Raw genomic sequence first — 24432 nt, 5'->3', positions numbered from 1 at the left:
ATGAAGCAGCGGTGGCGCATTCGAGCCGATGCGCCACCGGCCTTCGGTCAGTCCGGCGAGCCGTTGCCCGAGCCGCCCTTCGGCGGCGGAATCCGCACGACGCGGTCGTCCAGCGGTCCGGCGGCGGACGGCTTGTTCACGGTGTCCACCCAGACGTAGCCGTCCGGCGCCAGCGATGCGCCGTTCAACTGGCCGTACTTGTTCTGCGCGACCATGGTCGGCGGGGTGGTGATGGCGTGCGTGTTCTGGTCGGCGTTGGCGAAGGCCAGTGCCTTGCCCGCGGCGAGTGACACAGCGACGCCGTCGGCGGCGGCCGCGCAGCCGCCGACTCCCGGCCGGTCCGGCCAGGTCCAGCCGGTGCTCACGGTGCCGTTGGCGTCCACGCGCTGCAGTCGGTCCTCGGTGGCGGTGCGGTCGGTGAACCAGATGGTGTCCTTGTGATCCGGGCATATGCCACCGGCCGTGCCGATGCCCGAGGCGAGGATCTTCGGATTCGCGTTGCCCGGTCCGGGGTTGTCGATCGTGAATACCTTGCCCGCCAACGAATTCGGATTCCCGGCCGCGCCCGGATCGCCCGCGTTACCGGTCTCCACCACCATCTTCGAGGCCGAGACGAAGTCGATGGCGCCGCGATTCCCGGTGGCGCCCTTGGGGATTCCGGTCAGGATCGGCTTCGGTACGCCGCCCGCGCCGATGCGCACGATGCGGTTGTCGCTCGCGGTGGTGATGTACGCGTACATCAGCCCGTCCTCGTCGTAGGTCGGCGACAGTGCGACGGCGGTGAGACCGCCGTCACCTGCGGCATCGACATCGACTCTGGCCGCCTCGGTCGGGGTCGGCGGTATCTCGCTGGGGTCGACGTTGACCACCTTCAGGATCCGTCCGGTGACGCGCTCGGCCACCAGCGCCTGCTGCCCGTCGGGCAGGACGGTGAGCCCGCCGGTGGTGTCCAGGCAGGACACCACGACGCTCGGATCGGAGTCGACGCAGGGGCCGGCGGCGCGTTTGGGCGTGGACGGTTTGGTCTGAGGTGTGGTGGTCGGTCCCGATCCCTCGGGGCTGATGCTGGGTGCGGGGGTGAACGGTTTGGAGGCGGAATCGTCGAAGCTGGCACACCCGGCCAGCAGACCTGCGGCGACGGCCAAGCTGACAGCGATACGGCCCGCGACAACCACACTCATGGGTCAGACGTTACGGAAATACCGTGGCGCACGCTCGCAGGGGGGTGATCCGACCGGCCCGCGTGGCGCGGACACGCCGCGCGGAGACGAAGCGCGGATCCCGGCGCCGACATAGTCTGCTCGGGTGACCGACAAGCCGCATGCATTATCCGAGTCGAACACTCCGGGGCATCCCGGTGAGCCGGCGCGCAGTCCGTACGATGCGCCCACCGGGGAGTTCCCGACAATGAAATCCGCTCCCGGCTCGGATGTCCCGCGCACCGAGGACGAACTCGGCCTCGATCCCGATGTTCCCGCAAGGGGGGGCTCGTCCACCGAACCGTATACCACCGGCCAGTACGAATCCGTGGGAATCGGCCGGTACGAATCGGCCAAGAGTGAACTACCCGGCGAGGACCGCGATGTGCCGGCGGGTGAATCCACCGCCGCGACGTATTCCTTCGCCACCATTCCGCCCGCGCCGAGTGGTGGGGGTGGTGACAGCACCCCGCGGCAACGTCTGACTCGCATCGACGCGCGCCGTGGCACACAGGATCTGGGCCTGCTGGTACTGCGCCTGGTCATCGGCCTGACCTTCCTCTATCACGGCCTGCAGAAGCTGGCCGGATGGTTCCACGGACCGGGTCTGAGCGGCACCCGCGAGATGCTGTCCTCCGGCGGTTGGAAGCATGTCGAATTGTCCGCGTCGATGCTCACCGTCGCCGAGGTGGGCGGCGGCATCCTGATCATCCTGGGGCTGGCCACTCCCTTGGCCGCGGGCGCGGTCCTGGCCTCGATCAGCGACGCGTGGCTCTGGAAACAGGGCATGTCCTCCGGATTCCAGTACAAGACAGTCGAATTGGAGTCGATCCTCGCGGGCCTGGCCGCTGCGTTGATCCTCACCGGTCCCGGCCGTCTGTCCTTCGACCGCAGCCGCGGCTGGGCGACCCGCCCCAGCTACGGCTCCTTCGTTGTCCTCGTCCTCGCCCTGGTCGCCGCCGCAGGCGCCTGGTTCTACCTGCACGGCGGTAACCCGTTCCACGGCATTCGTCACTGACCTGAACCGCTGTTCCGGCGATCCGCTGTCCCGCGATTCGCCGTCCGGAAGGCCGAGCCCGCATCCGTCGGGCTCGGCCTTCCGCGTACTCTGCGCATTTCCGCCTGGTCGTCGCGGCGGCAGGTTTACAATTCCTGCATTCATCGAAATATTCAGGAAATGTTTATATTCGACAATAATTGAATTCTGGAAGGAGAACCTCCATGGCGACGATCAAGGCGGCCATCACCCAGGCCACCTGGACCGGGGACAGGGAATCGATGCTGGCCAAGCACGAGAAGTTCGTCGAGCAGGCCGCGGCCGAGGGTGTGCGGGTGATCTGCTTCCAGGAATTGTTCTACGGGCCGTACTTCGGAAATGTTCAGGACAAGAAGTACTACGAGTACGCCGAATCGGTGCCCGGTCCGACCACGACGCGATTCGCCGAACTGGCCCGCGAGCACAACATGGTCGTCGTCCTGCCGGTCTACGAGCAGGAGCAACCCGGCGTGCTGTACAACACCGCCGCGGTGATCGACGCGGACGGCAGCTATCTGGGCAAGTACCGAAAGCACCACATCCCGCACCTGCCGGGCTTCTGGGAGAAGTTCTATTTCCGGCCCGGCAACCTCGGCTACCCGGTCTTCGATACCGCGGTCGGCCGCATCGGTGTCTACATCTGCTACGACCGTCACTTTCCCGAGGGCTGGCGGGCGCTGGGCCTGGCCGGTGCGGAGTTGGTGTTCAACCCCTCGGCCACCAAACCCGGTCTGTCCAACCGGCTTTGGGAGCTCGAGCAGCCCGCCGCCGCGGCCGCCAACCAGTACTACATCGCCGCCAACAACCGGATCGGCACGGAGAGTGACGAATTCGGCGATGCGGCGGTGACCTTCTACGGCAGTTCGTATTTCGTGGATCCGCGCGGCAACTACGTCGGCGCGGTCGCTTCCACCGGCACCGAGGAACTCGTGATCCGCGAACTGGACCTGGACGTGCTGCGTGAGGTGCGCGGGGACTGGCAGTTCTACCGGGACCGTCGCCCGGATTCGTACGAGGCGATCGTCGCTCCCTGAGCCCCGGCCCGCCCGCCGATTCCACCAGCCTCACCTTTTCCGGTCCTCTTCCTAAGGAGTTATCCGGTATGCCAACCACTTTCATCACCGGCGGCACCGTCGTCTCGGCAACCGGCCGCACCGCCGCGGACATCCTCGTCGACGGCGAACGGATCGCCGCGTTGCTCGAACCGGGCAGCACCGTGCTGGGCACGGACCTGGCCCGGACCGCGGACACGGTCATCGACGCGACCGGCAAATACGTCGTCCCCGGCGGCATCGACGCGCACACGCACATGTCGATGCCGTTCGGCGGCACCACCGCCTCGGACGATTTCGAGACCGGCACCCGCGCCGCGGCCTGGGGCGGCACCACCACGATCATCGACTTCGCGGTACAGAAGTTCGGCGAGCGCCTACAGGACAGCCTGGCCACCTGGCACGAGATGGCCGCGGGACAGTGCGCGATCGACTACGGGTTCCATCAGATCGTCGGCGACGTGAACGACGCGTCGTTGCAGGCGCTGCGCGGGCTTCCGGACGAAGGCATCACCAGTTACAAGCTGTTCATGGCCTATCCGGGCGTGTTCTACAGCGACGACGCGCAGATCCTGCGCGCGATGCAGACCGGCGCGTCGACCGGCCTGATGACGATGATGCACGCCGAGAACGGGCCCGCCATCGACGTTCTCGTGGGCCAACTGCTCGAACAGGGCAAGACCGATCCGTACTACCACGGCATCGCGCGGGCCTGGCAGCTCGAGGAGGAGGCCACCCATCGGGCGATCATGTTGGCCGATCTGACCGGCGCCCCACTGTATGTCGTGCACGTGTCGGCGAAACAGGCTGTCGCACAGGTGGCTTCGGCGCGCGATCGCGGCCGCAACGTCTTCGGCGAGACCTGCCCGCAGTATCTGTATCTGTCACTGGAGGAGCAACTGGGCGCACCGGGTTTCGAGGGCGCCAAGTGGGTGTGCTCCACCCCGCTGCGCTCGCGCGCGGAACACCATCAGGACCACATGTGGCAGGCGTTGCGCACCAACGACATTCAGATGGTCGCCACGGACCACTGTCCCTTCTGCATGAAGGGGCAGAAGGATATGGGCGTCGGGGATTTCTCCAAGATTCCCAACGGCATCGGCTCGGTCGAGCACCGGATGGACCTGATGTATCAGGGCGTGGTCGAGGGCCGGATCAGCCTCGAGCGGTGGGTCGAGATCACCTCCACCACACCGGCGCGCATGTTCGGACTCTACGGCCGCAAGGGTGTGCTCGCGCCCGGCGCGGACGCCGACGTGGTGATCTACGACCCGAACGGCCACACCTCCATCGGCCTGGGCAAGACCCACCACATGAACATGGACCACTCGGCCTGGGAGGGCTTCGAGATCGACGGCCACGTCGACACGGTGCTCTCCCGCGGCAAGGTCGTCGTCGACGCGGGGGAGTACCTCGGCCGCAAGGGCGACGGGCGCTTCGTGCGCCGCGATCCCTGTCAGTACCTGATCTAGGGAGACGGCAATGCAATTCGGCGCGGTCCTACAGTGCGATCCCCCCTCGGCGCGCACGGTGCATCTGGCGAAACTGGCCGAAGCGTACGGCTTCAGCCACGTGTGGACATTCGATTCACACATCCTGTGGCAAGAGCCGTACGTGCTGCACAGCCGAATCCTGAACGAGACCAAGCGAATTACGGTCGGCCCGATGGTGACCAATCCCGCCACCCGGGACTGGGCGGTGACCGCGTCCACCTTCGCCACCCTCAACGAGGCGTACGGCAATCGCACCGTCTGTGGCATCGGGCGCGGCGATTCGGCCGTGCGGGTCGGCGGCGGACATCCCGTCACATTGCAGACTCTGCGTGACTCGATCCGGGTTATCCGCGAGCTGGCCAATTCCCGGTCCGTCGAATACGGCGGGCGCACACTGCAATTCCCGTGGAGCGCGGGTTCGCGGCTGGAGGTGTGGGTCGCGGCGTACGGGCCCAAGGCCCTGGCGCTCGCGGGTGAGGTCGCGGACGGATTCATCCTGCAACTGGCCGACCCGGACATCGCCGAGTGGACGATCCGCACCGTCCGGGAGGCCGCCGCCGCGGCCGGGCGCGATCCGGACGCGGTGAAAGTCTGTGTGGCAGCGCCGATGTACATCGGGACCGACTACGCGCACATGCGCGAGCAGTGCCGCTGGTTCGGCGGCATGGTCGGCAATCACGTCGCGGACATCGTCGCCCGCTACGGCACGAGCGGACAGATCCCCGCGGCCCTGACCGACTACATCGCCGAACGCCAGGGCTACGACTACAACCAGCACGGCCGCGCGGGAAATGCTCACGCGGACTTCGTCACCGACGAAGTCGTCGACCGCTTCTGCATCCTGGGCACCCCCGAGGACCACCTGGCCAAACTGCGCCGCCTCGCCGCCCTCGGTGTCGATCAGTTCGCCGGATACCTGCAACACGACAACAAGGAAGAGACCATGCGCGTGTACGGCGATGCCGTGATACCGCAGATGAATCCCGCCGTGACCGCGTTGCAGGTTACCGAGATCGAGTGAGGAATTTCCATGACGGAGACAGAATTAAAACCGGTAGTCGAACGTTCGGCGCTGGTCAATGCGGATCTGACGCCCACCACCTCCGAGACCGACGCCTGGCGCACCTGGGATCTGTTCTGTCTCTGGATGACCTCGGCGCACAGCATCGGCAGTTACGGGTTCGCCGTGGGCATGCTCGCGCTCGGGCTGAGCGGCTGGCAGACCATGCTGGCGTTGTTCGTCGGTGTTCTGGTGCTGTGGGGCGGCAGCAATCTGATCGGGGTGGCCGGGCAGCGGGTCGGGGTGCCGTTCCCGGTGTTCGCCCGGGGTGCGTTCGGGATATTCGGCGCGAATATCCCGGCGCTGCTGCGGGCGCTGGTGGCGGTGTTCTGGTACGGCATTCAGACGTATCTGGCTTCGACAGCGGTGATCGTGTTGCTGCTGCGGGTCGCGCCAGGACTGAAAGCGCTGACGCAGCACAGCTTCATCGGCCTGTCGGAGCTGGGCTGGATCGCGTTCCTGGTGCTGTGGGCCGCGCAGCTGCTGATTATCACCTACGGCATGGAGGTGGTGCGCCGGGTGTCGGATTTCGCGGGGCCGGTGGTGTGGATCGGGATGCTCGCGCTGGCGATCTGGATTCTCGGAAAGGCCGGTTGGAGTATCGATTTCGGCTCGCGCGCGGGTGCGGCGCTCTCCGGCGGCAAGACGGTGGCCGCGTTCGTCGGGGTGGTCTTCCTGATGGTGGCGTTCATGGCCGGGCCGCTGGTGAACTACGCCGATTTCGCGCGCTTCTCGCCGAGCAGGAAGGCCATCGTGCGCGGCAACGCGTGGGGAATTCCGTTCAACGAGACCGCTTTCGTGGTGATCTCGATCGTCATCTCACTGGCCACGCTGAAGGTGTACGGCAAGGTGCTGTCCGATCCGGTGGAGCTGGTCGCGCACCTTCACAGCGATACGATCGTCGTCATCGCCGCGGCGCTGTTCGCGATCGCCACGGTCGGCATCAATGTGGTGCTGAACTTCGTCTCCCCGTCCTACGACATCTCCAACACCGCACCGAAATACATCTCGTTCCGCACCGGCGGCATCATCACCGCCGTGCTGTCGATCCTGGTGCTGCCCTGGAAGCTGTGGGAGAACCAGAATTTCATCGTCTATTTCCTCGGCGGCGTCGGCGCCCTGATGGGACCGGTGTTCGGCATCTTGATCGTCGACTACTACCTCATCCGCCGCCAGCGCACAGTGGTGACCGACTTGTATTCCGAAGCGCCCCAAGGCACTTACCACTACACCCGTGGCTTCAACCCCCGCGCCCTGACCGCCCTGGCGATCTCCGGAACAGTCGGAGTCCTGGTCGCCCTGATCCCGCATTCCCAGTACGTAACCGCCCTGTCCTGGCCGGTCGGCGTTGTCCTCGGCGGCGGGCTGATGTACGCCCTGAGCGCCGGAAGGCGTTCCGCGACAGTGTGATAGCTCCAACGGCGCGAGAAGTGGCGGGGTGTCGGCTGATTTCGTGAGGACATGGGTAACCCCTCGGGTACGTCCAGACCTCGAGCGGGCAATCAACCGTCACCCCGCAGAGCAAATCTCGCGGCTCTTACTTGTGCGCTGAATCGCGGGGAGGCGGACGAGCTACGGCACGCGACGCACAGCGCCCTTGTCGGCCGACGTCGCCAACGCGGCATAAGCGCGCAGGGCGGTGGTGATCGGACGATCACGGGCAACCGGCTGCCAAGGCCGTTCGCGCGCATCCATTTTCGCGCGACGCTCGGCCAGCACCTCGTCGGAGACCAGCAGTTCCAACGCGCGGGTGTGCACGTCGACGCGGATGCGGTCGCCGTCCTCGATCAGGCCGATGGTGCCGCCGCTGGCCGCCTCGGGGGAGATGTGCCCGATGGACAGGCCCGAGGTGCCGCCGGAGAAGCGGCCGTCGGTGATCAGCGCGCAGACCTTGCCCAGGCCGAGGCCCTTCAGGAACGAGGTGGGGTGCAGCATCTCCTGCATGCCGGGGCCGCCCGCGGGGCCCTCGTACCGGATGACGACGACGTCGCCGGGGGTGATCTTCTTGCCGAGGATGGCCGAGACCGCGTCCTCCTGCGATTCGAGTACCACGGCCGGACCTTCGAAGGTGAACAGGTCCTCGTCGATGCCCGCGGTCTTGAGAATCGCGCCGTCGGGGGCGATATTGCCCTTGAGCACGCACAGCCCGCCCTCGACGGTGTAGGCGTGCGCGAGATCGCGGATGCACCCGCCCTCGGCGTCGGTGTCCAGCGACGACCAGCGGTTCTCGGTGGAGAACGGCACGGTCGTGCGCACACCGCCGGGCGCGGCGTGGAACAGTTCGAGCGCCTCGTCGGAGGCTTTGCCCGAGCGGATGTCCCAGGTGTCCAGCCATTCGTCGAAGCTGCGGGTGTGCACGGTGGAGACGTCGGTCTCCAGCAGGCCCGCGCGACGCAGCTCACCGAGGATGGCGGGGATGCCGCCGGCCCGGTGCACGTCTTCCATGTGGTAGTCGGAGTTGGGGGAGACCTTCGCCAGGCACGGCACGCGACGCGAGATCTCGTCGATGGTGCCCAGATCGAAGTCGATCTCGCCCTCCTGCGCGGCGGCGAGGGTGTGCAGCACCGTGTTGGTGGAACCGCCCATGGCCACGTCCAGCGCCATCGCGTTGCGGAAGGCCTTGGCGTTGGCGATGTTTCGCGGCAGCACCGAGGCGTCGTCGTCGCGGTACCAGCGGTTGGCGGCCTCGACGACGGTGGTCCCGGCCCGCTCGAACAGCGCGCGACGTGCGGCGTGGGTGGCCAGTGTGGAGCCGTTGCCCGGCAGCGCCAGACCCAGCGCCTCGGTCAGGCAGTTCATCGAGTTGGCGGTGAACATGCCCGAACAGGAACCGCAGGTCGGACAGGCACTGCGCTCGACCTCGGACAGGCCCTCGTCGTCCACGGCGCTCGAGGCGCTCGCGGAGATGGCGGTGATCAGGTCGGTCGGGGCCTGGGCGACACCGCCCACGACGACGGCCTTACCGGCCTCCATCGGGCCGCCGGAAACGAACACGACCGGGATGTTGAGCCGCATGGCGGCGTTGAGCATGCCGGGGGTGATCTTGTCGCAGTTGGAGATGCACACCAGCGCGTCGGCGGTGTGCGCGTTGACCATGTACTCCACCGAGTCGGCGATGATCTCGCGGCTGGGCAGCGAGTAGAGCATGCCGCCGTGGCCCATCGCGATGCCGTCGTCCACGGCGATGGTGTGGAATTCGCGCGGTACGCCGCCCGCGGCGCGGACCGCGTCCGCCACGATCTCGCCGACGTCCTTCAGATGCACGTGGCCGGGGACGAACTGGGTGTACGAGTTCGCGATGGCGACGATCGGCTTACCGAAGTCGGAGTCGGTCAGGCCGGTGGCCCGCCACAGCGCGCGTGCGCCTGCGGCGTTGCGTCCGGCCGTGGTGGTTCGTGAACGAAGCGGTGGCATAGGTGTCGGGTCCTCGAATCTCGTCGCGGGGGCTGTTCGGCGACTGGTGACTGCCTGGACGGCCCTTTTACGGTACTCCCGAGTGAGGAGGAGGTGATGCGCCGGTGGGCGGCTTCGCGGGGGCGCGGCGTGGTGTGTCGCGATCGACCGATTTCTGTGTCAGCACACGAGTGGCGACCGATATTCCCGCGACGTCGGCGGAGGTGTCCGGGTAGCTGCCCGACCGTCGCGCGAGATCACTCGGCGGGCGTGGCAGTTCCCGCGTCGTCGTTCTGCGCACCGGCCTCCGCGCCGACCTCGGCGGCCTTGGTGATCTTGGTCTCCTCGCCGGTGTCCTCGGCCGCTTCCTCCTGTGCTGCCGCAGCCTCGGCGCGGGCCTTCGCCGCGGCCTCCTCGGCCGCGGCGAACGGGTCCGGAATGCGTCCCCCGCTGGCCTCGACCAGGATGCGCAGCCGGTCGTATCCGACCGCGGGCAGCGGCACCTCGGAGCCGTCGGACAGATGCGCCCGCACGTAGCCGCGCTTGGGAATGCTCACCCCTTGCAGCTGTGACCAGTCGATATGCCGCGAGCCGAAGAACGTCCGCAGATCCAGCCCCGACGCGGACACCTTCGTCCGGGTCCGCTCGATCCAGATCGCGACGGCGATCGGAATGACGAACAGAATCCACAGCACCTGGGGCCAGCCGAAGAAGGCGAACGCCACACAGAGCAACAGCACGAACACGGCCAGATGACCGAGGCGCGGGTTTCTGATCACCCGACCCGTATCGGATGCCTGGTCGGCGGTGTGGGACGATCGAACAGGTGGCACGGACTGATGCGACGAGGACACACCCACATCCTCGCATCACGGCGATCGGACACAGATACCGCCCTGTCTCACATGATGGGACACCCATGTCAGGGAATTTGACTCAACGCTGTACGCCCACATACCGTCGTGCGCGTGAATCGAATCGAGCTCCTCGTAATCGGCCGGCGCGTCCAGCGCTGAGACTGATTACCTCAGCTCGTAGCTGCGACGCGCCACCCTCGATCAGCCATCGGCTGTCGGGGGCTTTTTTGTGTTCAGGCCAAGTTCCGCTAGAGAAGACAAGCAGCAAAGGATCAAGACGGTGAGCGCACCTACCGCACGCCCCGGGCCCTCGGCCCGCAGGCCCGCGCCCTCGGCCAATCAGCCGACATCCGCGACTACTGCCGCACCGAACCGCCGCCAGGTCCCGCCCGAGCGGGTCACCGGCGCGCAGTCGGTCGTCCGCTCTCTCGAGGAGCTCGGCGTCGACACGGTCTTCGGCATTCCGGGCGGTGCGGTACTCCCGGTCTACGATCCGTTGTTCGATTCCACCAAGGTTCGTCACGTGCTGGTTCGGCACGAGCAGGGCGCGGGTCACGCCGCGACCGGATACGCCCAGGCCACCGGCAAGGTCGGTGTGTGCATGGCCACATCCGGACCGGGTGCGACGAACTTGGTGACCCCGATCGCCGACGCGCAGATGGACTCGGTGCCGCTGGTCGCCATCACCGGTCAGGTCGGCCGGAGCCTGATCGGCACCGACGCCTTCCAGGAGGCGGACATCTCCGGTATCACCATGCCGGTCACCAAGCACAACTTCCTGGTCAACGATCCGCTCGACATCCCGCGCATGATCGCCGAGGCCTTCCACCTGGCCTCGACGGGTCGTCCGGGCGCGGTGCTGGTCGACATCCCCAAGGACGTGCTGCAGGCGCAGACGCTGTTCAGCTGGCCGCCGGAGATGCGGCTGCCCGGCTACCGCCCGGTGACCAAGCCGCACGGTAAGCAGGTGCGCGAGGCCGCCCGCCTGATCCTGGACTCGAAGTCCCCGGTGCTGTACGTCGGCGGCGGCGTGATCAAGGCCGAGGCGTCGGCGAAGCTGCTGGAACTGGCCGAGCTGACCGGCATCCCGGTCGTCACGACGTTGATGGCGCGCGGCGCGTTCCCGGACAGCCACCGGCAGAACATGGGTATGCCCGGTATGCACGGCACCGTGGGAGCCGTTGCGGCGCTGCAGAAGTCGGATCTGCTGATCACCCTGGGCGCGCGTTTCGACGACCGCGTCACCGGTCAGCTCGATTCGTTCGCCCCGAACGCCAAGGTCATCCACGCCGACATCGACCCCGCCGAGATCGGCAAGAACCGGCACGCCGACGTGCCGATCGTTGGCGACTGCCGCGAGGTGATCGCCGAGCTGATCGAGACGCTCGAGGCCGACCCCGCGCATTCGACCGCCGAGAACGCTGCGCTGCTGGAACTTTCGGAGTGGTGGAGCTACCTGGACGGTGTCCGCGAGAGCTACCCGCTGGGCTGGACCCCGCCCTCGGACGGTTCGCTGTCCCCGGAATTCGTCATCGAGAAGCTCGGCCAGCTCGCCGGGCCCGACGCGATCTACTGTGCCGGCGTCGGCCAGCACCAGATGTGGGCCGCGCAGTTCATCAAGTACGAGAAGCCGCGCACCTGGCTCAATTCCGGTGGTCTGGGCACCATGGGTTATGCCGTTCCGGCGGCCATGGGCGCGAAGATGGGCGCTCCGGACAAAGAGGTGTGGGCGGTCGACGGTGACGGCTGCTTCCAGATGACCAACCAGGAGTTGGCCACCTGCGCCGTGGAGGGCGTGCCGATCAAGGTCGCGCTGATCAACAACGGCAACCTCGGCATGGTCCGCCAGTGGCAGACCCTGTTCTACGAGAAGCGGTACTCCAACACCGATCTGGGCACCCACACCCTGCGCATCCCCGATTTCGTCAAGCTCGCCGAAGCGCTGGGCTGCCACGGCATCCGGGTGGAGAAGGAAGAGGATGTGGAGGCCGCGATCCGCGAGGCGCAGTCCATCAACGACCGCCCCGTGGTGATCGACTTCATCGTCGGCAAGGACGCGCAGGTGTGGCCGATGGTCGCCGCCGGCACCTCCAACGACGAGATCATGGCAGCCCGCGGTATCCGCCCGCTGTTCGACGACGACGAAGCGGCCGCGGAGCCCTCGGTGATCCACGAGGCGATGGCGCACGAGCAGGCCGGGCAGAAGGGGAACCACCCGGCATGAGTGGTCAGGCCCGCAGGCGGCAGCGAAGCGTAACCACGGAGGGCCCCGCTCGGGCCGGAATGGATGCAGCATGAGTACCACCCACACCTTGAGCGTGCTGGTGGAGGACAAGCCCGGTGTGCTGGCTCGGGTGGCGAGCCTGTTCTCCCGGCGCGGATTCAACATCGAGTCCCTCGCGGTCGGCGGCACCGAACTGCCGGACGTCTCGCGGATGACGATCGTGGTGACGGTCGAGGACCTGCCGCTCGAGCAGGTCACCAAACAGCTCAACAAGCTGGTGAACGTCATCAAGATCGTGGAGCAGGATTCGGACAACTCGGTCGCCCGTGAGCTGATCCTGGTCAAGGTGCGCGCCGATGCGAGTGTGCGCACCCAGGTCATCGAATCGGTGAACCTGTTCCGCGCCAAGGTGATCGACGTCTCGCCCGACGCGCTCACCGTCGAGGCGACCGGCACCCGGTCCAAACTCGACGCACTGCTGCGGATGCTGGAACCGTACGGCATCCGGGAGATCGTGCAGTCCGGTGTCGTGGCCGTGGGCCGCGGGCCCAAGTCGATCACCGCGACCCGGTGACGTCGATCGGGCTCCACGCCGTACGCGGTGGTAGGGGACGGGCGCTGCACCGACGCGGCGTCGCGAGGACTAGGGTTGTCGTCTGTCGATAGGTCGGCGCAACTGCTTTCCCCCGCCGGTGCGGGGTCCGATCGAAATTGATGCATTGAACTGAATGCGCCTCGTGGCGCGCATACCGAACACACTCCCCGGCATGCTCCGGGGGCCATCCGCGAAGGGATACAACCAGTGGCTATCGAGCTGTTCTACGACGACGACGCCGACCTGTCGATCATCCAGGGACGCAAGGTCGCCGTCATCGGCTATGGCTCGCAGGGGCACGCGCACTCGCTGAGCTTGCGCGACTCCGGCGTCGAGGTCCGCATCGGCCTGAAGGAGGGCTCGAAGTCGCGGGTCAAGGCCGAGGAGGCCGGGCTGACGGTCGGCACCCCCGCCGAGGTTTCCGAGTGGGCCGACGTGATCATGCTGCTCGCCCCCGACACCGCGCAGGCGTCGATCTTCACCAACGACGTCGAGCCGCACCTGAAGGACGGCGACGCGCTGTTCTTCGGCCACGGCCTGAACATCCACTTCGGCCTGATCAAGGCTCCGGGCAACGTCACCGTCGGCATGGTCGCCCCCAAGGGCCCCGGCCACCTGGTGCGTCGCCAGTTCGTCGACGGCAAGGGCGTGCCCTGCCTGATCGCCGTGGACCAGGACCCGAAGGGCGAGGGCCAGGCGCTGTCGCTGTCCTACGCGAAGGCGATCGGTGGCGCCCGCGCGGGCGTCATCAAGACCACCTTCAAGGAGGAGACCGAGACCGACCTGTTCGGTGAGCAGGCCGTGCTCTGCGGTGGCACCGAGGAACTGGTCAAGACCGGTTTCGAGGTCATGGTCGAGGCCGGTTACGCGCCGGAGATGGCCTACTTCGAGGTGCTGCACGAGCTGAAGCTGATCGTCGACCTGATGTACGAGGGCGGCATCGCGCGCATGAACTACTCGGTGTCCGACACCGCGGAGTTCGGCGGCTACCTCTCGGGCCCGCGCGTCATCGACGCGAGCACCAAGGAGCGCATGCGCGAGATCCTGAAGGACATCCAGGACGGCACCTTCGTCAAGCGCCTCGTCGCCAACGTCGAGGGCGGCAACAAGGAGCTCGAGGGTCTGCGCAAGGCCAACGCCGAGCACCCGATCGAGGTCACCGGCGCCAAGCTGCGCGGCCTGATGAGCTGGGTCGATCGCCCGATCACCGAGACCGCGTAAGGTTTTCGCACGCACTGCGGCCCGGCACCTTCCGAAGGTGCCGGGCCGCAGTGCGTTCGGGGCGGTGCTACGCGCCCGGATCGTTCGGGTGCGGCTGGAGGGCGGTGATCGTGAAGTTCATCCAGTCCTGAAGCGGCAGTGTCCCGAGAACGTTTGTGCAGAGATCGTTCTCGTCCTCCGCCCGCCACAGACCAATGCTGCGCCTCTCGCCGACCGGACGCCAGAGTCGGCCCAGGTGGCCGGTGGCCGCGAGTTCCTTGGCGCGTACGGCTTCGGCGGCGCGGCGTGCGTCGACCTCGGCCGGGTCGGTGCCGTCGGGAATCGTCGTGGTGATCTCGACCAGGAATTCCTTCATGGTTCTGCTCCGTTCGGTCGGCGAATCGGGCGATCGAGTGCTGATTCCGTACCGACTTTTCTACCTTTCCTCGCGGGATCCGGGGGGTGATTGCTGGTGGAGTGTCAAACGGTAGGGCTCTGGCGCGCCGGTAGCCCTTGACTGGGAAGTGGCCTGCCGAACTTCTGTGCGGCGGGGCCATTAGCCAGCGGATCGAGGGGGTGGCCCGCCCGAGCCGATGCCGGGTGCTTTCCCCTCAGGCTGGTTGCGGTTGTGCGGAGTCGACCGGTGTCAGGGAGGGCTGTCGCAGTAGGGTGATGCCGACGACGAGCAGCCACAACATCAGTATGCCGCCGGTGGTTGCGGTGGTGCCCCAGCCGTTGGCGGCGTAGAAGTGGGCCGGGGTGTTGCCGAAGAACATCGACGGGACGAATGTCCAATTCACCAGTGCCAGAACGTATGCCGACCATGGGGTCCACGTCGGGAGGATGCGGGTGAGGCGTACGGAGGTGGCGAAGGCGAACAGGAACAGGCCCATCAGCAGTTTCGAGATGGTGCCGTAGAGGATGTAGGTGCCGCTGACGGCGATCGTCGGATCGATGTCGACAGGTGACTGGATGACCGCGCCCACCTCGAGTCCCATGCCCACGAACGCGACCGCCAGCCACATCAGGCCCGCGGTACTGGTCAACGTGCCGAGCCAGCGGTATTGCGGGCCGAGTTCGCTCACCAGGTGGCCGATGCCGGTCATGAAGACCACGTAGAACGTCAGCCCGACCAGCCCGAACAGCGACCGGGTCAGGATGTTCGAGTCCGGCGGGGCCCCGGAGTAGACGAAGTACAGCGGTAGTTCGATGAGCTGGCACACCGCTCCCAGCAGTGCGGTCGCTCCGGTGATACGGCGAATGACGTTGGCGTTCATGCGGTCTCGCTGTTCGTTCGGTGATGTGCCGGTGCGCATCGGCCTTAAGTATATGGCTTAAACTATAAGGCATATACTTAAGGTTCGGGCAAGCCTCTGTGGAAGGATGTTCGGATCATGGCTGAGCGAGAGATCCCCGACGATCTGGCCCGCCTGTGGCGGCTGCCGCTCGGTACCCGCCTGGGTCGGCCGGCCGAGTTGGACGTGGACACGGTGGTCCGCACCGCGATCGACCTGGCCGACCGCACCGGCCTGTCCGGCGCGACCCTCCCGAAAATTGCTGCCGCACTCGGCGTGACGCCGATGTCGCTGTACCGCCACATCGGCTCCAAGGACGAACTGATCGCCCTGATGTCCGACGCCGCTTTCGGCCCGATCCCGCAACCAGGCCCCGGCGACGAACCCTGGCGTTCGGCCCTGAGCCGTTGGGCGCGAGAGCAATTCGCCGTCTTCGAACGTCACCCGTGGCTCGTGCAGATCCCGATCAGCGGCCCCCCGCGCGGTCCGAACGCCGTCGGCTGGATGGACGCGGGCCTGCGCGCCCTGCGCGCGACCGATGCCGACTGGGGCGCCAAGATCGGCGTCATCACCGTCCTGAGTGGCTATGTGCGTCAAGGCTTCCTGATGGCGAACCAGCTCGACACCGCCCACCGCGCAGCCGACCTCGACGAGTCTCGTGCCCTGCGAATTTACAGCCGCGAACTGACCCGACTAGTCGACCCGCACCGTTTTCCGGACGTCGCCGAACTCCTCGCCGCAGGCTTATTCGAATCGGTGCCTCCACCCGACACCGCCGACGAAGACTTCACCTTCGGCCTGGAACTGATCCTCGACGGCATCGCGGGAGTTCTCGAAGGCGATGAAAAAACCAGGGCCTGAACGGTTTCCGTTGTCCGGGCCGAGATGTCAGCAGAGCACGCTGATGAAACCCGCCGCTCGCCCGAACCGGTGGTGTGCGCGGCGACGCGTCGTGCCGGAATCGCGTGGGCGTCTTCGACACTGACGTTTCCGTCATCGGTTTTCAGGACGTCGGCCACCGCCCCGGCACCCTTGAAGTAGCCGGGAATGTCCAGCGGCACTCCGGCACTGAACTGCCCGAGCCTGGACCGCTGCCGAAAAGTATCCAGCTGATTCAGCGGAATATCGACGACCGCCCACAGCGTCTGCCCGGATACGAAAAGCGCCCCAGACTGGTCCGCGACCACATGGGGTGGACTCGTAAAGTGGATTTCCCGCGCCATTGCGTCCACGGTCGACGTATCGCCGGGCGAGCAGCCGGCCAGCACAGCCACCGGCCCCCATCAGACTCACGAGACCGACGTTCCGAAAACACCTCTGCGCGAGAATATGCGATCCGTGCTCGGTAGGCGAAGTGCCGGTGCGGTGGAGATTCGGCAGGTTCCTCGATGAGCCGACCGCCTCCGCGGATAGATGAGATGTATCCGCGGAGGAGAGAACGGCTGCTGGATCAGCGGCGGTTCAGGGTAACTCCCGCCAGCGGATACGGTGCCTTCAACTGGGTTCCGGCGACGTTCGGTACGCCGATCCAATGTCCGAACCGTGGGTCGATGTCCTGTAGATCCAGGCCGAACAGCCTGCCGTCGAAGGTCACGTGAGTTTCGTCGGGCCCGACGGGGGACTGACGTCCGGTGACTCCGGACTCCCCGCAGACCAGTACGACGACGGTGTGGTCGACGAATACCTGGAGGTCACAGTTCTCCATCGGGGAGCCGACGACGTTGGAGGGGTGTCTGATGATGTGATACGTGCCGGGTGGGATCACGCCGTTGCGCGGGAATTCCGGGTCGTCGGCGGAGGCGACGGCCGGGACTGTGGTGAGAGCGGCGGCGAGTGCGATACCGGCGGCGATACGACCGAATTTCATCCGTTCGGCTCCTTCGGGGGTCGATTCGTGTTCGGGTCGATCTGTACGTGAGGTATGTCGTGACGGACGTTCGATTTGTTCCATTCGGAATCTAGCGGTCGATCGCGCTGTGCTGTCGATATCGGTTCGGACAGTCCGCGACGATCTCGCCTGAAATCGCTCACCGCAGTGGCTAGCGTCGATGGTATGGAGTCGCTGGTTCAGCGCGTACTGAGCCTTCAGCCGGTGTGGACGTACCTGGTTGTGGCGCTTCTGGTGTGCGCGGAGGAGGCCATGGTTTTCGGCCTGCTGGTTCCCGGTGACACCGCCGCGATCCTGGCCGGCGTCGCCGCGAACCGCGGTCGGCTGGATCTGCCGACCACCCTGGTCCTGGTGGTCGTTGCCGCAATCGTCGGCGCGAGTGTCGGATTCGGCACCGGCAGGATCTTCGGTGCGCGAATCCTGCGCTGGGCGGTATTCGAACGTCATCGTGAGCGGTTGGACCGTTCCGGCCGATACTTCGAACGTCACGGCAGCTGGGCAGTGATCTTCGGCCGTTTCAGCACGTTCTTCCGAACCATGCTGCCGCAGCTGGTCGGCATGTCCTCGATGCGATATTCGCGGTTCCTGTTCACCAGCACACTTGGCGCCATCATCTGGGGTTGCGCGATGGTGATGGCCGGCTACGCGATCGGCGAGTCGTTCACGGCGATCCTGCAACGAGTTGACGCCTGGGCGGCGGTGGTCGTCGTCGTACTCGTCGTTCTCGGCGTCGTCTACTGGAAATGGCGACGTCGCCGCAGAGCTTTGACCACCTCCGACGAGGACTGACCGATATGACGATGGCCCGGCACCCCGTGCGGTGCCGGGCTATCGCCCCCGGATCTAGCTGCTCCCGAACCATCCCGGAGGTACGGATCGCTGCCATCCCCGATGATGGTGGTGACGACGCTCGTAGGGGTAGCGATCGTCCCACCGGCCATGACGATTCCAGTTGTCCCAGGTCCCCGGCACGTCCCACGGAACGCTCCAGTGCTCGTGCCGAACCTGCGTCACGTGCGGGGCAGTCGGCTCGGCCTGCGCCGGAACAGCCAGCGCCGCAAGCGGAACCGCAACGATCGCCCCCGCGACCACCGCCCGCGCCCAGTACCGTCTGCTCATCGTGACCACCTTCCAACTCGATTGCCCTGCAAGCAGTCTCGCGCAGAAGCAACCGAAGGTCACCGGTCCCGACCCGACTTCCGGGTGAGAATCGTCCGCAGGGATGAGACCCCCTCGGGGACAACCCCTACCTCACGACCCGAGCTTCCCCGTCGGGGTTGTCCGGATCGATATGCCAACTGTGGATCCGAACCGGCCGAATCCGAATGATCCTGTTGGAGAACCACTCCGGGGCAACCGGCGGCGTCTCCACGGTCAGCACCTCGGCAACTCCTCGAATGATCACTCCCCGCCCCCATCCCGGCTTGACCGCCCCCGGCTCATCGGGAGTCATGTCGTCTACAGCGAACGTGACATTCGGGTTCTTCTCGACGTTCCGGTACCGCTGAGACTCCGGGTTCGGGCCGCCGATATCGATGGTCCCGTCATCGTTCAGCTGGAAGCCGACGGGAGCGATGAGGGGCTTGCCACCTGGGGTGACGGTCGCCAGGCGGCCGAGGTTCTGGGTGCTGAGGTAGGCGCGTTCGACTGGTGTGAAGGGCATGGGACGACGGTAAAACCTCGAGCGGTATTGAGGTCAAGGGTATGGGCATGAGGCTGAGCGAGGCCCCTCGACGCTGACTGCGAATGCGCGGAATCCTAAGTGGAACAGGGTCAAACGAGCAGCGGCTGCATTGACACCTGGTCGACTGTCAACAAGAATCGATCCGAAGTTTCCACGTGGTTCAGGTTGAATACGACAGTCGATCAGGGGGTCTTCGGACTTGGCTCGAATCCTCGAAATCAAGCAAAATACGCAGAAAATATCTGCTCACAAGGTGGATCAGGGCGTCGACTGTGAGTATCAGGTCGTCCATGATGACGACGGGACCACGCTGGTTCATTTATCTACCTTCGGTTCGCAGCAGCGAATTTCGCACCGTAAGAGTAGTCAGTCATTGCAGGTCGATAAAGGCATCGCTGCCACGCTGGTAGATATTCTTTCCGACGCGTTCGGGATGCCTGCATCTGATCTAGATGATGTTCTGAAAGAAGCTTACCGAAAAAATCCGGATCGGCTACGAGCGATCATCTCCAACGATGAGGCGTCGCGTGATGTTATTGCGATGGCGCATAGAAGAAGTCAGGTCGAACGATTTCGCAGACTGTTGTTGGATAGCGGCTACTTCGATTCGGAAGCGGCAAAGATGAAGGATTGTTCGACGAAGTCTGCCGCGCGGGAAAAGGTCTGGCAGAACTTCTTCCAGGACAACCCTTGGATTTTTGGAGTATCACTTTCTGGACAACTGCTGACCTCTTGGGACAAGCAAAAGCTGGAGAAGGTCGTGGCAGGCGCCTCTATCGCAAACGTGGGCAAGCGTGTCGACGCACTTCTGACCACCTCCGGGCGAATCAAGTCGATGGTATTCGCTGAGATCAAGACACACCGCACGCCGCTACTCGGGCCTGAGTATCGCTCGGGATGTTGGGCGCCTTCGTCGGAGTTGGCGGGTGGGATTGCTCAGGCGCAATGTACTGTTCACGAAGCTATCCGCGAAATAGGTGATCGCTTGGCGAGGAAGTCTGCCGATGGCGATGATATTCCTGGCGAATATACTTATCTATTGCGTCCGCGTTCGTATCTCGTGGTAGGAAATCTGAACAGTCTGGTAAATGACAGCGGCGGGCACAACAAGAATAAATTTCGTTCATTCGAACTGTTTCGCAGAGATCTGGTTCAACCAGAAGTGCTGACGTTCGATGAGCTTCTTGCCCGAGCGGAATGGATAGTCGAATCTGGTGATTCAGGAAGCATCTGAGCGAGCTAGCTTGCTGCCCTGAACTCGTCGAATCGTTCGGCCAATCGCTCTGGTGATGGGCGTTCCTTTTTTATCGACGGTACGAACAGCCGCCGGTCGTGCATCTCTTGAAGACCATGCTTGAGCATCGGGCCGTCCTCTTCGAGCAGGAGATCTTCATTTATTTGTATAACGTACTCGGGAGATATTCCCAAGTAGTTTATATCATATTCTGCATGGTGAATCTTGCATAGCGTCAAGCCGTTGTCGATGGACGCTGTTCGGTTGCCCGTCCGCTATGATATGTGCGGCATCTAGAAGTTTACTTCTCTTTAGGTTGCACACTGCGCACTGGTATTTATAGGCGGTGAGTACTCTGCTTCGAAATTCTGGTTGATGTAGACGTTGTTTGGTTGTTCGCTCGGCATACCTGCGCTCATCCGGTTTGAGGTCGAACGGGTTGTCGAACATTCGTATTTCTTCATCCAGGGCAATGAGAAATCTTCTATTCTTTCTGTCATCTGCAACGACGTAGACAGGATAGATCGGCATGTACAGGCTCGGGCGAATCTTTCGGAACAAGATCAGGGGAAGGCCGAGCTCGAAGGCGCGTCGCAGCTTGGCGTTGTCGCCCTCTTCCGTATCCTGCTGATACGCATACGCGAACACCGAGTCGCTGAGTTCGGCATCTGCGTACTGGCCTTGGGGGTCCGACACGATTGCGAGTGTTCCCTGTAGGTCACTGGGTTCCAGATTTCTTTTGCGACGTCGATGAGCCGCCGGAAGTGAGTCCCTACCCAGAAGGAATTCAGTTCCTCTCGAGTCAGGACACGGACACTCTTATCGGCCATGGCCTTGGTGAGGTGGTCGAAAACCATCTGTCGTAGATCATTCTCGACCAAGCTGTCCATGGGACGATTGTGCCATGCTCATGTCAGCGATGTTGATCTGCAACATCAGGAATAGTTGAAATCTCGTACGCGGCAGCGTGTTCGAACTCGTACGCGATGCTAACGAATTTAACGAGGTAAACACCTACATGTCCGTCACGTACTGGCTGCCAGGCGGGCAGTCGTACCATTGGAGCAGGATGGTGCGAGCAGCATCCGAAGCCATCGACAGGTCGGTGTCTCGCTTTTGCGCCCACTCGTCCGGGGTCCACCCTGCGCCGCTGTCGACAATGAATTCTGTTGCAGTGCAGGGCACTCCATCGATGAGGAGGTGGATCTCGAGCGGGCCGTCCGGGTCACGAAGGACGAGAAGTTCTATCGAGTCGGATGCTGGGTGCATGGCCTGCTGGTGTGCGGTGTCTGCCACTGTGCTCGCTCGTCGCTGAGGTTCATAGGTTCATGTCATGGGCTGCTGGTGCTTCGGGCACACGATACCGCCTTGAGGGAGGGGATGGTTTCAGCCACGAATTCCTCTTCTCCTAAGCCGGGAGCCTGAACTCGTCGCGTCCTGCGTTGATTGTGAAGGCATCCCATTCCTCCGGGGCGAAGACGAGTGCCGGCCCGTCCGGGTTCTTGCTGTCCCGGACGCCGACCAGACCTCCGGGGAGCCAGGCAACTTCGACGCACTGGGAGTTGGACTCGCTGTAGCTGCTCTTGCGCCATTGCGCCCCGGATAGATCAACGATCACTGTCATACTCCCTAGCCACCTGCCGTAGCAGGCTTCTTGTGTCCACCTCGTCCAGTGCGGTGCGCCGGATCGCTTCGGTCAGTTCATGGTAGTGCTGTAGTTCGACCGGATCCTCGGAGTAGATGTCGCTGCTCATGCCACCGTCTCGGTAGACGACGGGCGGTTCGATCGGGGTTCCCTCGGCGTCGTCATCGAACTCCAGAATTACGAACTGGCCGGGCAGGATTCCCCAGGGGCAACCGGCCCGGTAGGGATGCACTCGGAGGGTGAGGTTCGGCTGCTTGCCGAGTTCGGCGAGGTGTCGGAGTTGAGCGGCCATCGTTCGGGTATCGCCGACGATGCGGCGCAGAGCGGATTCGTGGAGGAGCACCTCGAGCCGAAGGGGCGCAACCCTTCTCGTCAGGATCTTCTGGCGACGAAGCCGGACTTGTACTCGGCGCTCGACATCCTCGTCCTTCACGAATTCGGGGTTGGTACTGATCAGCGCTCGCGCATATGGCGCTGTCTGCAGGAGTCCCGGAACCAGCTCCTGGTACGAGATCATCCTCTGTGCTGCGGTTTCCATGCCCACGTACATGTTGAACGCATTGCTGAACATCCCGCCCAGCGCTGTGACATCCGGATTGTCGGCAGCCTTCGCGGCGAGTTCGATCGCCTTCGAGGTCTCGGCTGGATCGACATCGAACAGCTCGCACAGCGCCCGCACATCCTGCTTCCGCAACTTCTGCGGACGGCCGGTCTCCATGCGTTGCAGCGCAGCCGGGCTCAGCTGGACCTCCTGTGCGGCCCGAGCGATCGTGAGTCCGACCTCCAATCGTCGTTCTCGTAGGAATCGGCCGAGCTGTCGGCGCAATAGTGTCGGTGCTTGCTCTGTGGACGTCTCAACCCCCTGGTAGTCGAACGACGAAGCCGGACTGTTCTGAGGGGATTCTCGCGCGAATCTGAGTGCTCACGTGGAGCTTTGGGGAGGTTGTTCTGAATATTCAGAACCGCATCTTCTGGACGTCTGTCCAAGGATGTGCTTGTGGTGCAGGCGAACAGCCTGTGTCCCAACGGTTTCCCACAACGGAGGTACTGCGTCATGTTTCCCGTTCCGCCTGTCGATCACTTGGTTCCGACGGGTGAACTCACCGCACGTCGTGCCCATGCAGTCATGCAGGAGCACATCCGCTGCCCGTTCGAAGCGTGCCCGATCAAGCAGCGGGCCAAGGCTTTTCTTGTCGCGTGTGGTCGGCTGCAACCGGCGGAGCGCCCGAAGTTCGGGTTCTGATGCGTGCCGACGACGATGCCGCCGACGTCGAGATTCATGTCATCCAGGACGTCATCGACGCGGTCGAGGTGGCCTTGCAGAGATCCGAGAGGTATGGACGTCGTCTGATCGTGCCGAGGTCGAGGGTCTATGCCGTTGTCCTGCAGTCTGTTATCGCAGATGCCAGACGTCATCACCTCCGGGCCACTCTCGATTCTGCGGACATTCTCGATGTCATCATGGAAGATGACCTGCCGTCTCCTGACGTCGCGAATCCGGTAGCCGATGCTGTGGCAGCTTACACCGCGTGTGCGAACTGACCGCTGGCCGATCTCGGCGGCGTTGGGCGCGCCGAGCGCAAGGCGCCATCAGACCAGTTAGGACGCCTCTGGTCGTAGCGTAGAGCCGTGGATGAACGTGAGCTTCTGGAGGAGTACGTCCGGGACGCCAAGCTGATGCAGCTCTCGACGGTGTGTGACGACGGCACTCCTACCGTGTGCACCGTGTGATACCTGCCGGTTTTCCGTCCGGATCGGTTGTATTTCGTCTCTCGCACCGATCGTTTGCATTCGAACAATATCCGGCGCAATGCCGCGGTCGCCGGGGCGATTCTGGACAACCCGCCGACGGAGCTCGGTCTGACAGCTCGCGGGGTGTCGTTCACCGGGCGGGCGCAGCAGTTGGCCGGCGTCGGGAGCGATGACGTGGCTCGGGCGTTCGTTGCGCGTTGGCCGAACGCGGCGGGGGTAGTGCAGGCCATGCCGGAGGGTGCGTCGCGGATGTTCGAGATTGCCGTGGGGCAGTGGGTGTTGTTCGATGAGGAGAACTTTCGAGGGAGTCCGCGACGCGAGATCGACGGCGTGTAGCGGATCGGCTGTTCGCTTGTGCCGGACGGCGTAGCGCCGAACCTCACCCCTCGGCCCGAACTTCGGGAATGGGCAGACTTGCGGTCAAATGATCGAGTAGCGGTGTGAGACGCCCCAACTCGGCGAGGTGGAGTTCGCTGAGGGCCTCGATGCGTTCCTCGCCCAACGCGGTGGCGATCAGACGCACTACTCGGGAGTCCTGAGGGTCTCGAATACGTTCCACCAGACCGGCATCCACTGCCCGGTCGACCAGCCCGACGGCGCTGTGGTGGCGGACGGTCAGGTAGTCGGCTATCTCGCCGATGGTGGGGCCCTGGTCGTGGGTGTGGCCGGTGATCGCGAGCAAGAGTTGGTGTTGGGCGGGGGTGAGGCCTACCTGTTTGGCGCGTTCCTCGCTCCAGCGCTCGAAGCGGCGTAGGGCGGTGCGGAAGTGTAGGAGCGTGCTGTAGTCACGCGATGTCAGCTTGGGCATGCCGGTTCCCATTCCCT

26 protein-coding genes are annotated in these 24432 nt (G+C 64.6%); 13 read left to right on the top strand and 13 right to left on the bottom strand.

Annotation, left to right across the window (positions count from 1 at the left end):
• Nucleotides 1-47 precede the first annotated feature (47 nt).
• A complete protein-coding gene (locus ON40_RS24270; RefSeq protein WP_040826402.1) occupies nt 48-1181 on the bottom strand; it encodes a PQQ-dependent sugar dehydrogenase in 1134 nt (377 codons plus the stop codon).
• 226 nt (nt 1182-1407) lie between these two features.
• Here ON40_RS24270 and ON40_RS24265 point away from each other — a divergent pair, with 226 nt between their 5' ends.
• The 5 genes from ON40_RS24265 (at nt 1408) to ON40_RS24245 (ending at nt 7250) form a co-directional block, all read left to right on the top strand.
• Nucleotides 1408-2217 carry a DoxX family protein gene (locus ON40_RS24265; protein ID WP_051193523.1) on the top strand — a complete coding sequence of 270 codons (810 nt, stop codon included), beginning with the start codon at nt 1408-1410 and terminating at the stop codon, nt 2215-2217.
• A 203-nt stretch (nt 2218-2420) separates the two neighbouring features.
• Entirely contained in the window at nt 2421-3269 is an 849-nt protein-coding gene (locus tag ON40_RS24260; protein ID WP_040826398.1) for a nitrilase-related carbon-nitrogen hydrolase, read from the top strand.
• Nucleotides 3270-3337: 68 nt separating this feature from the next.
• Nucleotides 3338-4759 (top strand): dihydropyrimidinase, encoded by a 1422-nt coding sequence (gene hydA / locus ON40_RS24255; RefSeq protein WP_040826396.1) that lies wholly within the window; start codon nt 3338-3340, stop codon nt 4757-4759.
• A 10-nt stretch (nt 4760-4769) separates the two neighbouring features.
• Nucleotides 4770-5801, top strand: a complete 1032-nt coding sequence (locus ON40_RS24250; RefSeq protein WP_040826395.1) for a TIGR03842 family LLM class F420-dependent oxidoreductase — start codon at nt 4770-4772, stop codon at nt 5799-5801.
• Between the two features lie 9 nt (nt 5802-5810).
• The gene (locus tag ON40_RS24245) at nt 5811-7250 is read left to right on the top strand and encodes an NCS1 family nucleobase:cation symporter-1 (RefSeq protein ID WP_040826393.1); all 1440 of its coding nucleotides are present in this window, start codon (nt 5811-5813) and stop codon (nt 7248-7250) included.
• Nucleotides 7251-7412: 162 nt separating this feature from the next.
• Here the strand turns inward: ON40_RS24245 and ilvD are convergent, their stop codons facing one another.
• Entirely contained in the window at nt 7413-9254 is a 1842-nt protein-coding gene (ilvD, locus tag ON40_RS24240) for a dihydroxy-acid dehydratase (RefSeq protein WP_040826392.1), read from the bottom strand.
• Between the two features lie 236 nt (nt 9255-9490).
• Nucleotides 9491-10012, bottom strand: coding sequence for a PH domain-containing protein (locus ON40_RS49285; protein ID WP_083895907.1), 522 nt, complete (start codon nt 10010-10012; stop codon nt 9491-9493).
• A gap of 358 nt (nt 10013-10370) precedes the next feature.
• Between ON40_RS49285 and ON40_RS24230 the strand changes: the two genes are divergently transcribed.
• The 3 genes from ON40_RS24230 (at nt 10371) to ilvC (ending at nt 14130) form a co-directional block, all read left to right on the top strand.
• Complete coding sequence (locus ON40_RS24230; RefSeq protein ID WP_040826390.1) at nt 10371-12314, top strand: acetolactate synthase large subunit; 1944 nt, start codon at nt 10371-10373, stop codon at nt 12312-12314.
• 70 nt (nt 12315-12384) lie between these two features.
• Nucleotides 12385-12888 (top strand): acetolactate synthase small subunit, encoded by a 504-nt coding sequence (ilvN, locus tag ON40_RS24225; RefSeq protein WP_040826388.1) that lies wholly within the window; start codon nt 12385-12387, stop codon nt 12886-12888.
• 228 nt (nt 12889-13116) lie between these two features.
• Entirely contained in the window at nt 13117-14130 is a 1014-nt protein-coding gene (ilvC, locus tag ON40_RS24220; protein ID WP_040826386.1) for a ketol-acid reductoisomerase, read from the top strand.
• Between the two features lie 67 nt (nt 14131-14197).
• Here the strand turns inward: ilvC and ON40_RS24215 are convergent, their stop codons facing one another.
• Complete coding sequence (locus ON40_RS24215; RefSeq protein WP_040826385.1) at nt 14198-14485, bottom strand: muconolactone Delta-isomerase family protein; 288 nt, start codon at nt 14483-14485, stop codon at nt 14198-14200.
• Nucleotides 14486-14720: 235 nt separating this feature from the next.
• Entirely contained in the window at nt 14721-15425 is a 705-nt protein-coding gene (locus tag ON40_RS24210) for a hypothetical protein (protein ID WP_218008856.1), read from the bottom strand.
• 78 nt (nt 15426-15503) lie between these two features.
• Between ON40_RS24210 and ON40_RS24205 the strand changes: the two genes are divergently transcribed.
• On the top strand, nt 15504-16265 hold the full coding sequence (locus tag ON40_RS24205) for a TetR/AcrR family transcriptional regulator (protein WP_040826380.1): 762 nt from the start codon (nt 15504-15506) through the stop codon (nt 16263-16265).
• A gap of 589 nt (nt 16266-16854) precedes the next feature.
• Here ON40_RS24205 and ON40_RS24200 read toward each other — a convergent pair.
• Complete coding sequence (locus ON40_RS24200) at nt 16855-17271, bottom strand: hypothetical protein (protein ID WP_040826378.1); 417 nt, start codon at nt 17269-17271, stop codon at nt 16855-16857.
• 186 nt (nt 17272-17457) lie between these two features.
• Here ON40_RS24200 and ON40_RS24195 point away from each other — a divergent pair, with 186 nt between their 5' ends.
• Nucleotides 17458-18081 (top strand): DedA family protein, encoded by a 624-nt coding sequence (locus ON40_RS24195; RefSeq protein WP_040826376.1) that lies wholly within the window; start codon nt 17458-17460, stop codon nt 18079-18081.
• A 54-nt stretch (nt 18082-18135) separates the two neighbouring features.
• Here ON40_RS24195 and ON40_RS52055 read toward each other — a convergent pair whose 3' ends face one another.
• Together ON40_RS52055 and ON40_RS24190 are read right to left on the bottom strand one after the other, a co-directional pair.
• Complete coding sequence (locus ON40_RS52055; RefSeq protein WP_157186399.1) at nt 18136-18411, bottom strand: hypothetical protein; 276 nt, start codon at nt 18409-18411, stop codon at nt 18136-18138.
• 127 nt (nt 18412-18538) lie between these two features.
• Entirely contained in the window at nt 18539-18955 is a 417-nt protein-coding gene (locus ON40_RS24190; RefSeq protein ID WP_040826375.1) for a PPOX class F420-dependent oxidoreductase, read from the bottom strand.
• Between the two features lie 274 nt (nt 18956-19229).
• On the opposite strand from ON40_RS24190, the gene ON40_RS50100 reads away from it, so the two are divergent.
• Nucleotides 19230-20210 carry a Shedu immune nuclease family protein gene (locus ON40_RS50100; protein WP_218008855.1) on the top strand — a complete coding sequence of 327 codons (981 nt, stop codon included), beginning with the start codon at nt 19230-19232 and terminating at the stop codon, nt 20208-20210.
• A gap of 204 nt (nt 20211-20414) precedes the next feature.
• Here the strand turns inward: ON40_RS50100 and ON40_RS54750 are convergent, their stop codons facing one another.
• From ON40_RS54750 to ON40_RS24170, 4 genes are all read right to left on the bottom strand, one after another.
• The gene (locus tag ON40_RS54750) at nt 20415-20906 is read right to left on the bottom strand and encodes a hypothetical protein (protein WP_245567965.1); all 492 of its coding nucleotides are present in this window, start codon (nt 20904-20906) and stop codon (nt 20415-20417) included.
• A gap of 318 nt (nt 20907-21224) precedes the next feature.
• Nucleotides 21225-21506, bottom strand: a complete 282-nt coding sequence (locus ON40_RS24180; protein ID WP_157186398.1) for a hypothetical protein — start codon at nt 21504-21506, stop codon at nt 21225-21227.
• A 112-nt stretch (nt 21507-21618) separates the two neighbouring features.
• A complete protein-coding gene (locus ON40_RS24175; RefSeq protein ID WP_040826371.1) occupies nt 21619-21834 on the bottom strand; it encodes a DUF397 domain-containing protein in 216 nt (71 codons plus the stop codon).
• Nucleotides 21818-22681: a helix-turn-helix domain-containing protein gene (locus tag ON40_RS24170; protein ID WP_040826370.1), complete on the bottom strand. Its 864-nt coding sequence runs from the start codon at nt 22679-22681 to the stop codon at nt 21818-21820. The genes ON40_RS24175 and ON40_RS24170 overlap by 17 nt, the downstream gene beginning before the upstream one ends.
• A gap of 332 nt (nt 22682-23013) precedes the next feature.
• On the opposite strand from ON40_RS24170, the gene ON40_RS24165 reads away from it, so the two are divergent.
• Nucleotides 23014-23397, top strand: a complete 384-nt coding sequence (locus ON40_RS24165) for a hypothetical protein (protein ID WP_169541899.1) — start codon at nt 23014-23016, stop codon at nt 23395-23397.
• A 243-nt stretch (nt 23398-23640) separates the two neighbouring features.
• The gene (locus tag ON40_RS24160) at nt 23641-23943 is read left to right on the top strand and encodes a hypothetical protein (RefSeq protein ID WP_157186397.1); all 303 of its coding nucleotides are present in this window, start codon (nt 23641-23643) and stop codon (nt 23941-23943) included.
• A gap of 43 nt (nt 23944-23986) precedes the next feature.
• Here ON40_RS24160 and ON40_RS24155 read toward each other — a convergent pair whose 3' ends face one another.
• Nucleotides 23987-24415, bottom strand: a complete 429-nt coding sequence (locus tag ON40_RS24155; protein ID WP_051193522.1) for a MarR family winged helix-turn-helix transcriptional regulator — start codon at nt 24413-24415, stop codon at nt 23987-23989.
• Nucleotides 24416-24432 lie beyond the last annotated feature (17 nt).

It is taken from the genome of Nocardia jiangxiensis NBRC 101359 (assembly GCF_000308615.1).
GTDB lineage: Bacteria > Actinomycetota > Actinomycetes > Mycobacteriales > Mycobacteriaceae > Nocardia > Nocardia jiangxiensis.
This window is presented reverse-complemented; position numbering and strand designations above follow the sequence as displayed.

Excerpts from the sequence above, each read along its gene's own strand:
- ON40_RS24175 (WP_040826371.1), bottom strand. The coding sequence starts at position 21,834 with ATGACAGTGATCGTTGATCTATCCGGGGCGCAATGGCGCAAGAGCAGC.
- ON40_RS24155 (WP_051193522.1), bottom strand. The coding sequence starts at position 24,415 with ATGCCCAAGCTGACATCGCGTGACTACAGCACGCTCCTACACTTCCGC.
- ON40_RS24190 (WP_040826375.1), bottom strand. The coding sequence starts at position 18,955 with ATGCCCTTCACACCAGTCGAACGCGCCTACCTCAGCACCCAGAACCTC.
- ilvD (WP_040826392.1), bottom strand. The coding sequence starts at position 9,254 with ATGCCACCGCTTCGTTCACGAACCACCACGGCCGGACGCAACGCCGCA.
- ON40_RS24270 (WP_040826402.1), bottom strand. The coding sequence starts at position 1,181 with ATGAGTGTGGTTGTCGCGGGCCGTATCGCTGTCAGCTTGGCCGTCGCC.
- ON40_RS24205 (WP_040826380.1), top strand. The coding sequence starts at position 15,504 with ATGGCTGAGCGAGAGATCCCCGACGATCTGGCCCGCCTGTGGCGGCTG.
- ON40_RS24215 (WP_040826385.1), bottom strand. The coding sequence starts at position 14,485 with ATGAAGGAATTCCTGGTCGAGATCACCACGACGATTCCCGACGGCACC.
- ON40_RS24260 (WP_040826398.1), top strand. The coding sequence starts at position 2,421 with ATGGCGACGATCAAGGCGGCCATCACCCAGGCCACCTGGACCGGGGAC.
- ON40_RS52055 (WP_157186399.1), bottom strand. The coding sequence starts at position 18,411 with ATGAGCAGACGGTACTGGGCGCGGGCGGTGGTCGCGGGGGCGATCGTT.
- ON40_RS24200 (WP_040826378.1), bottom strand. The coding sequence starts at position 17,271 with ATGAAATTCGGTCGTATCGCCGCCGGTATCGCACTCGCCGCCGCTCTC.
- ON40_RS24265 (WP_051193523.1), top strand. The coding sequence starts at position 1,408 with ATGAAATCCGCTCCCGGCTCGGATGTCCCGCGCACCGAGGACGAACTC.
- ON40_RS24210 (WP_218008856.1), bottom strand. The coding sequence starts at position 15,425 with ATGCGCACCGGCACATCACCGAACGAACAGCGAGACCGCATGAACGCC.
- ON40_RS24195 (WP_040826376.1), top strand. The coding sequence starts at position 17,458 with ATGGAGTCGCTGGTTCAGCGCGTACTGAGCCTTCAGCCGGTGTGGACG.
- ilvN (WP_040826388.1), top strand. The coding sequence starts at position 12,385 with ATGAGTACCACCCACACCTTGAGCGTGCTGGTGGAGGACAAGCCCGGT.
- ON40_RS24250 (WP_040826395.1), top strand. The coding sequence starts at position 4,770 with ATGCAATTCGGCGCGGTCCTACAGTGCGATCCCCCCTCGGCGCGCACG.
- ON40_RS24245 (WP_040826393.1), top strand. The coding sequence starts at position 5,811 with ATGACGGAGACAGAATTAAAACCGGTAGTCGAACGTTCGGCGCTGGTC.
- hydA (WP_040826396.1), top strand. The coding sequence starts at position 3,338 with ATGCCAACCACTTTCATCACCGGCGGCACCGTCGTCTCGGCAACCGGC.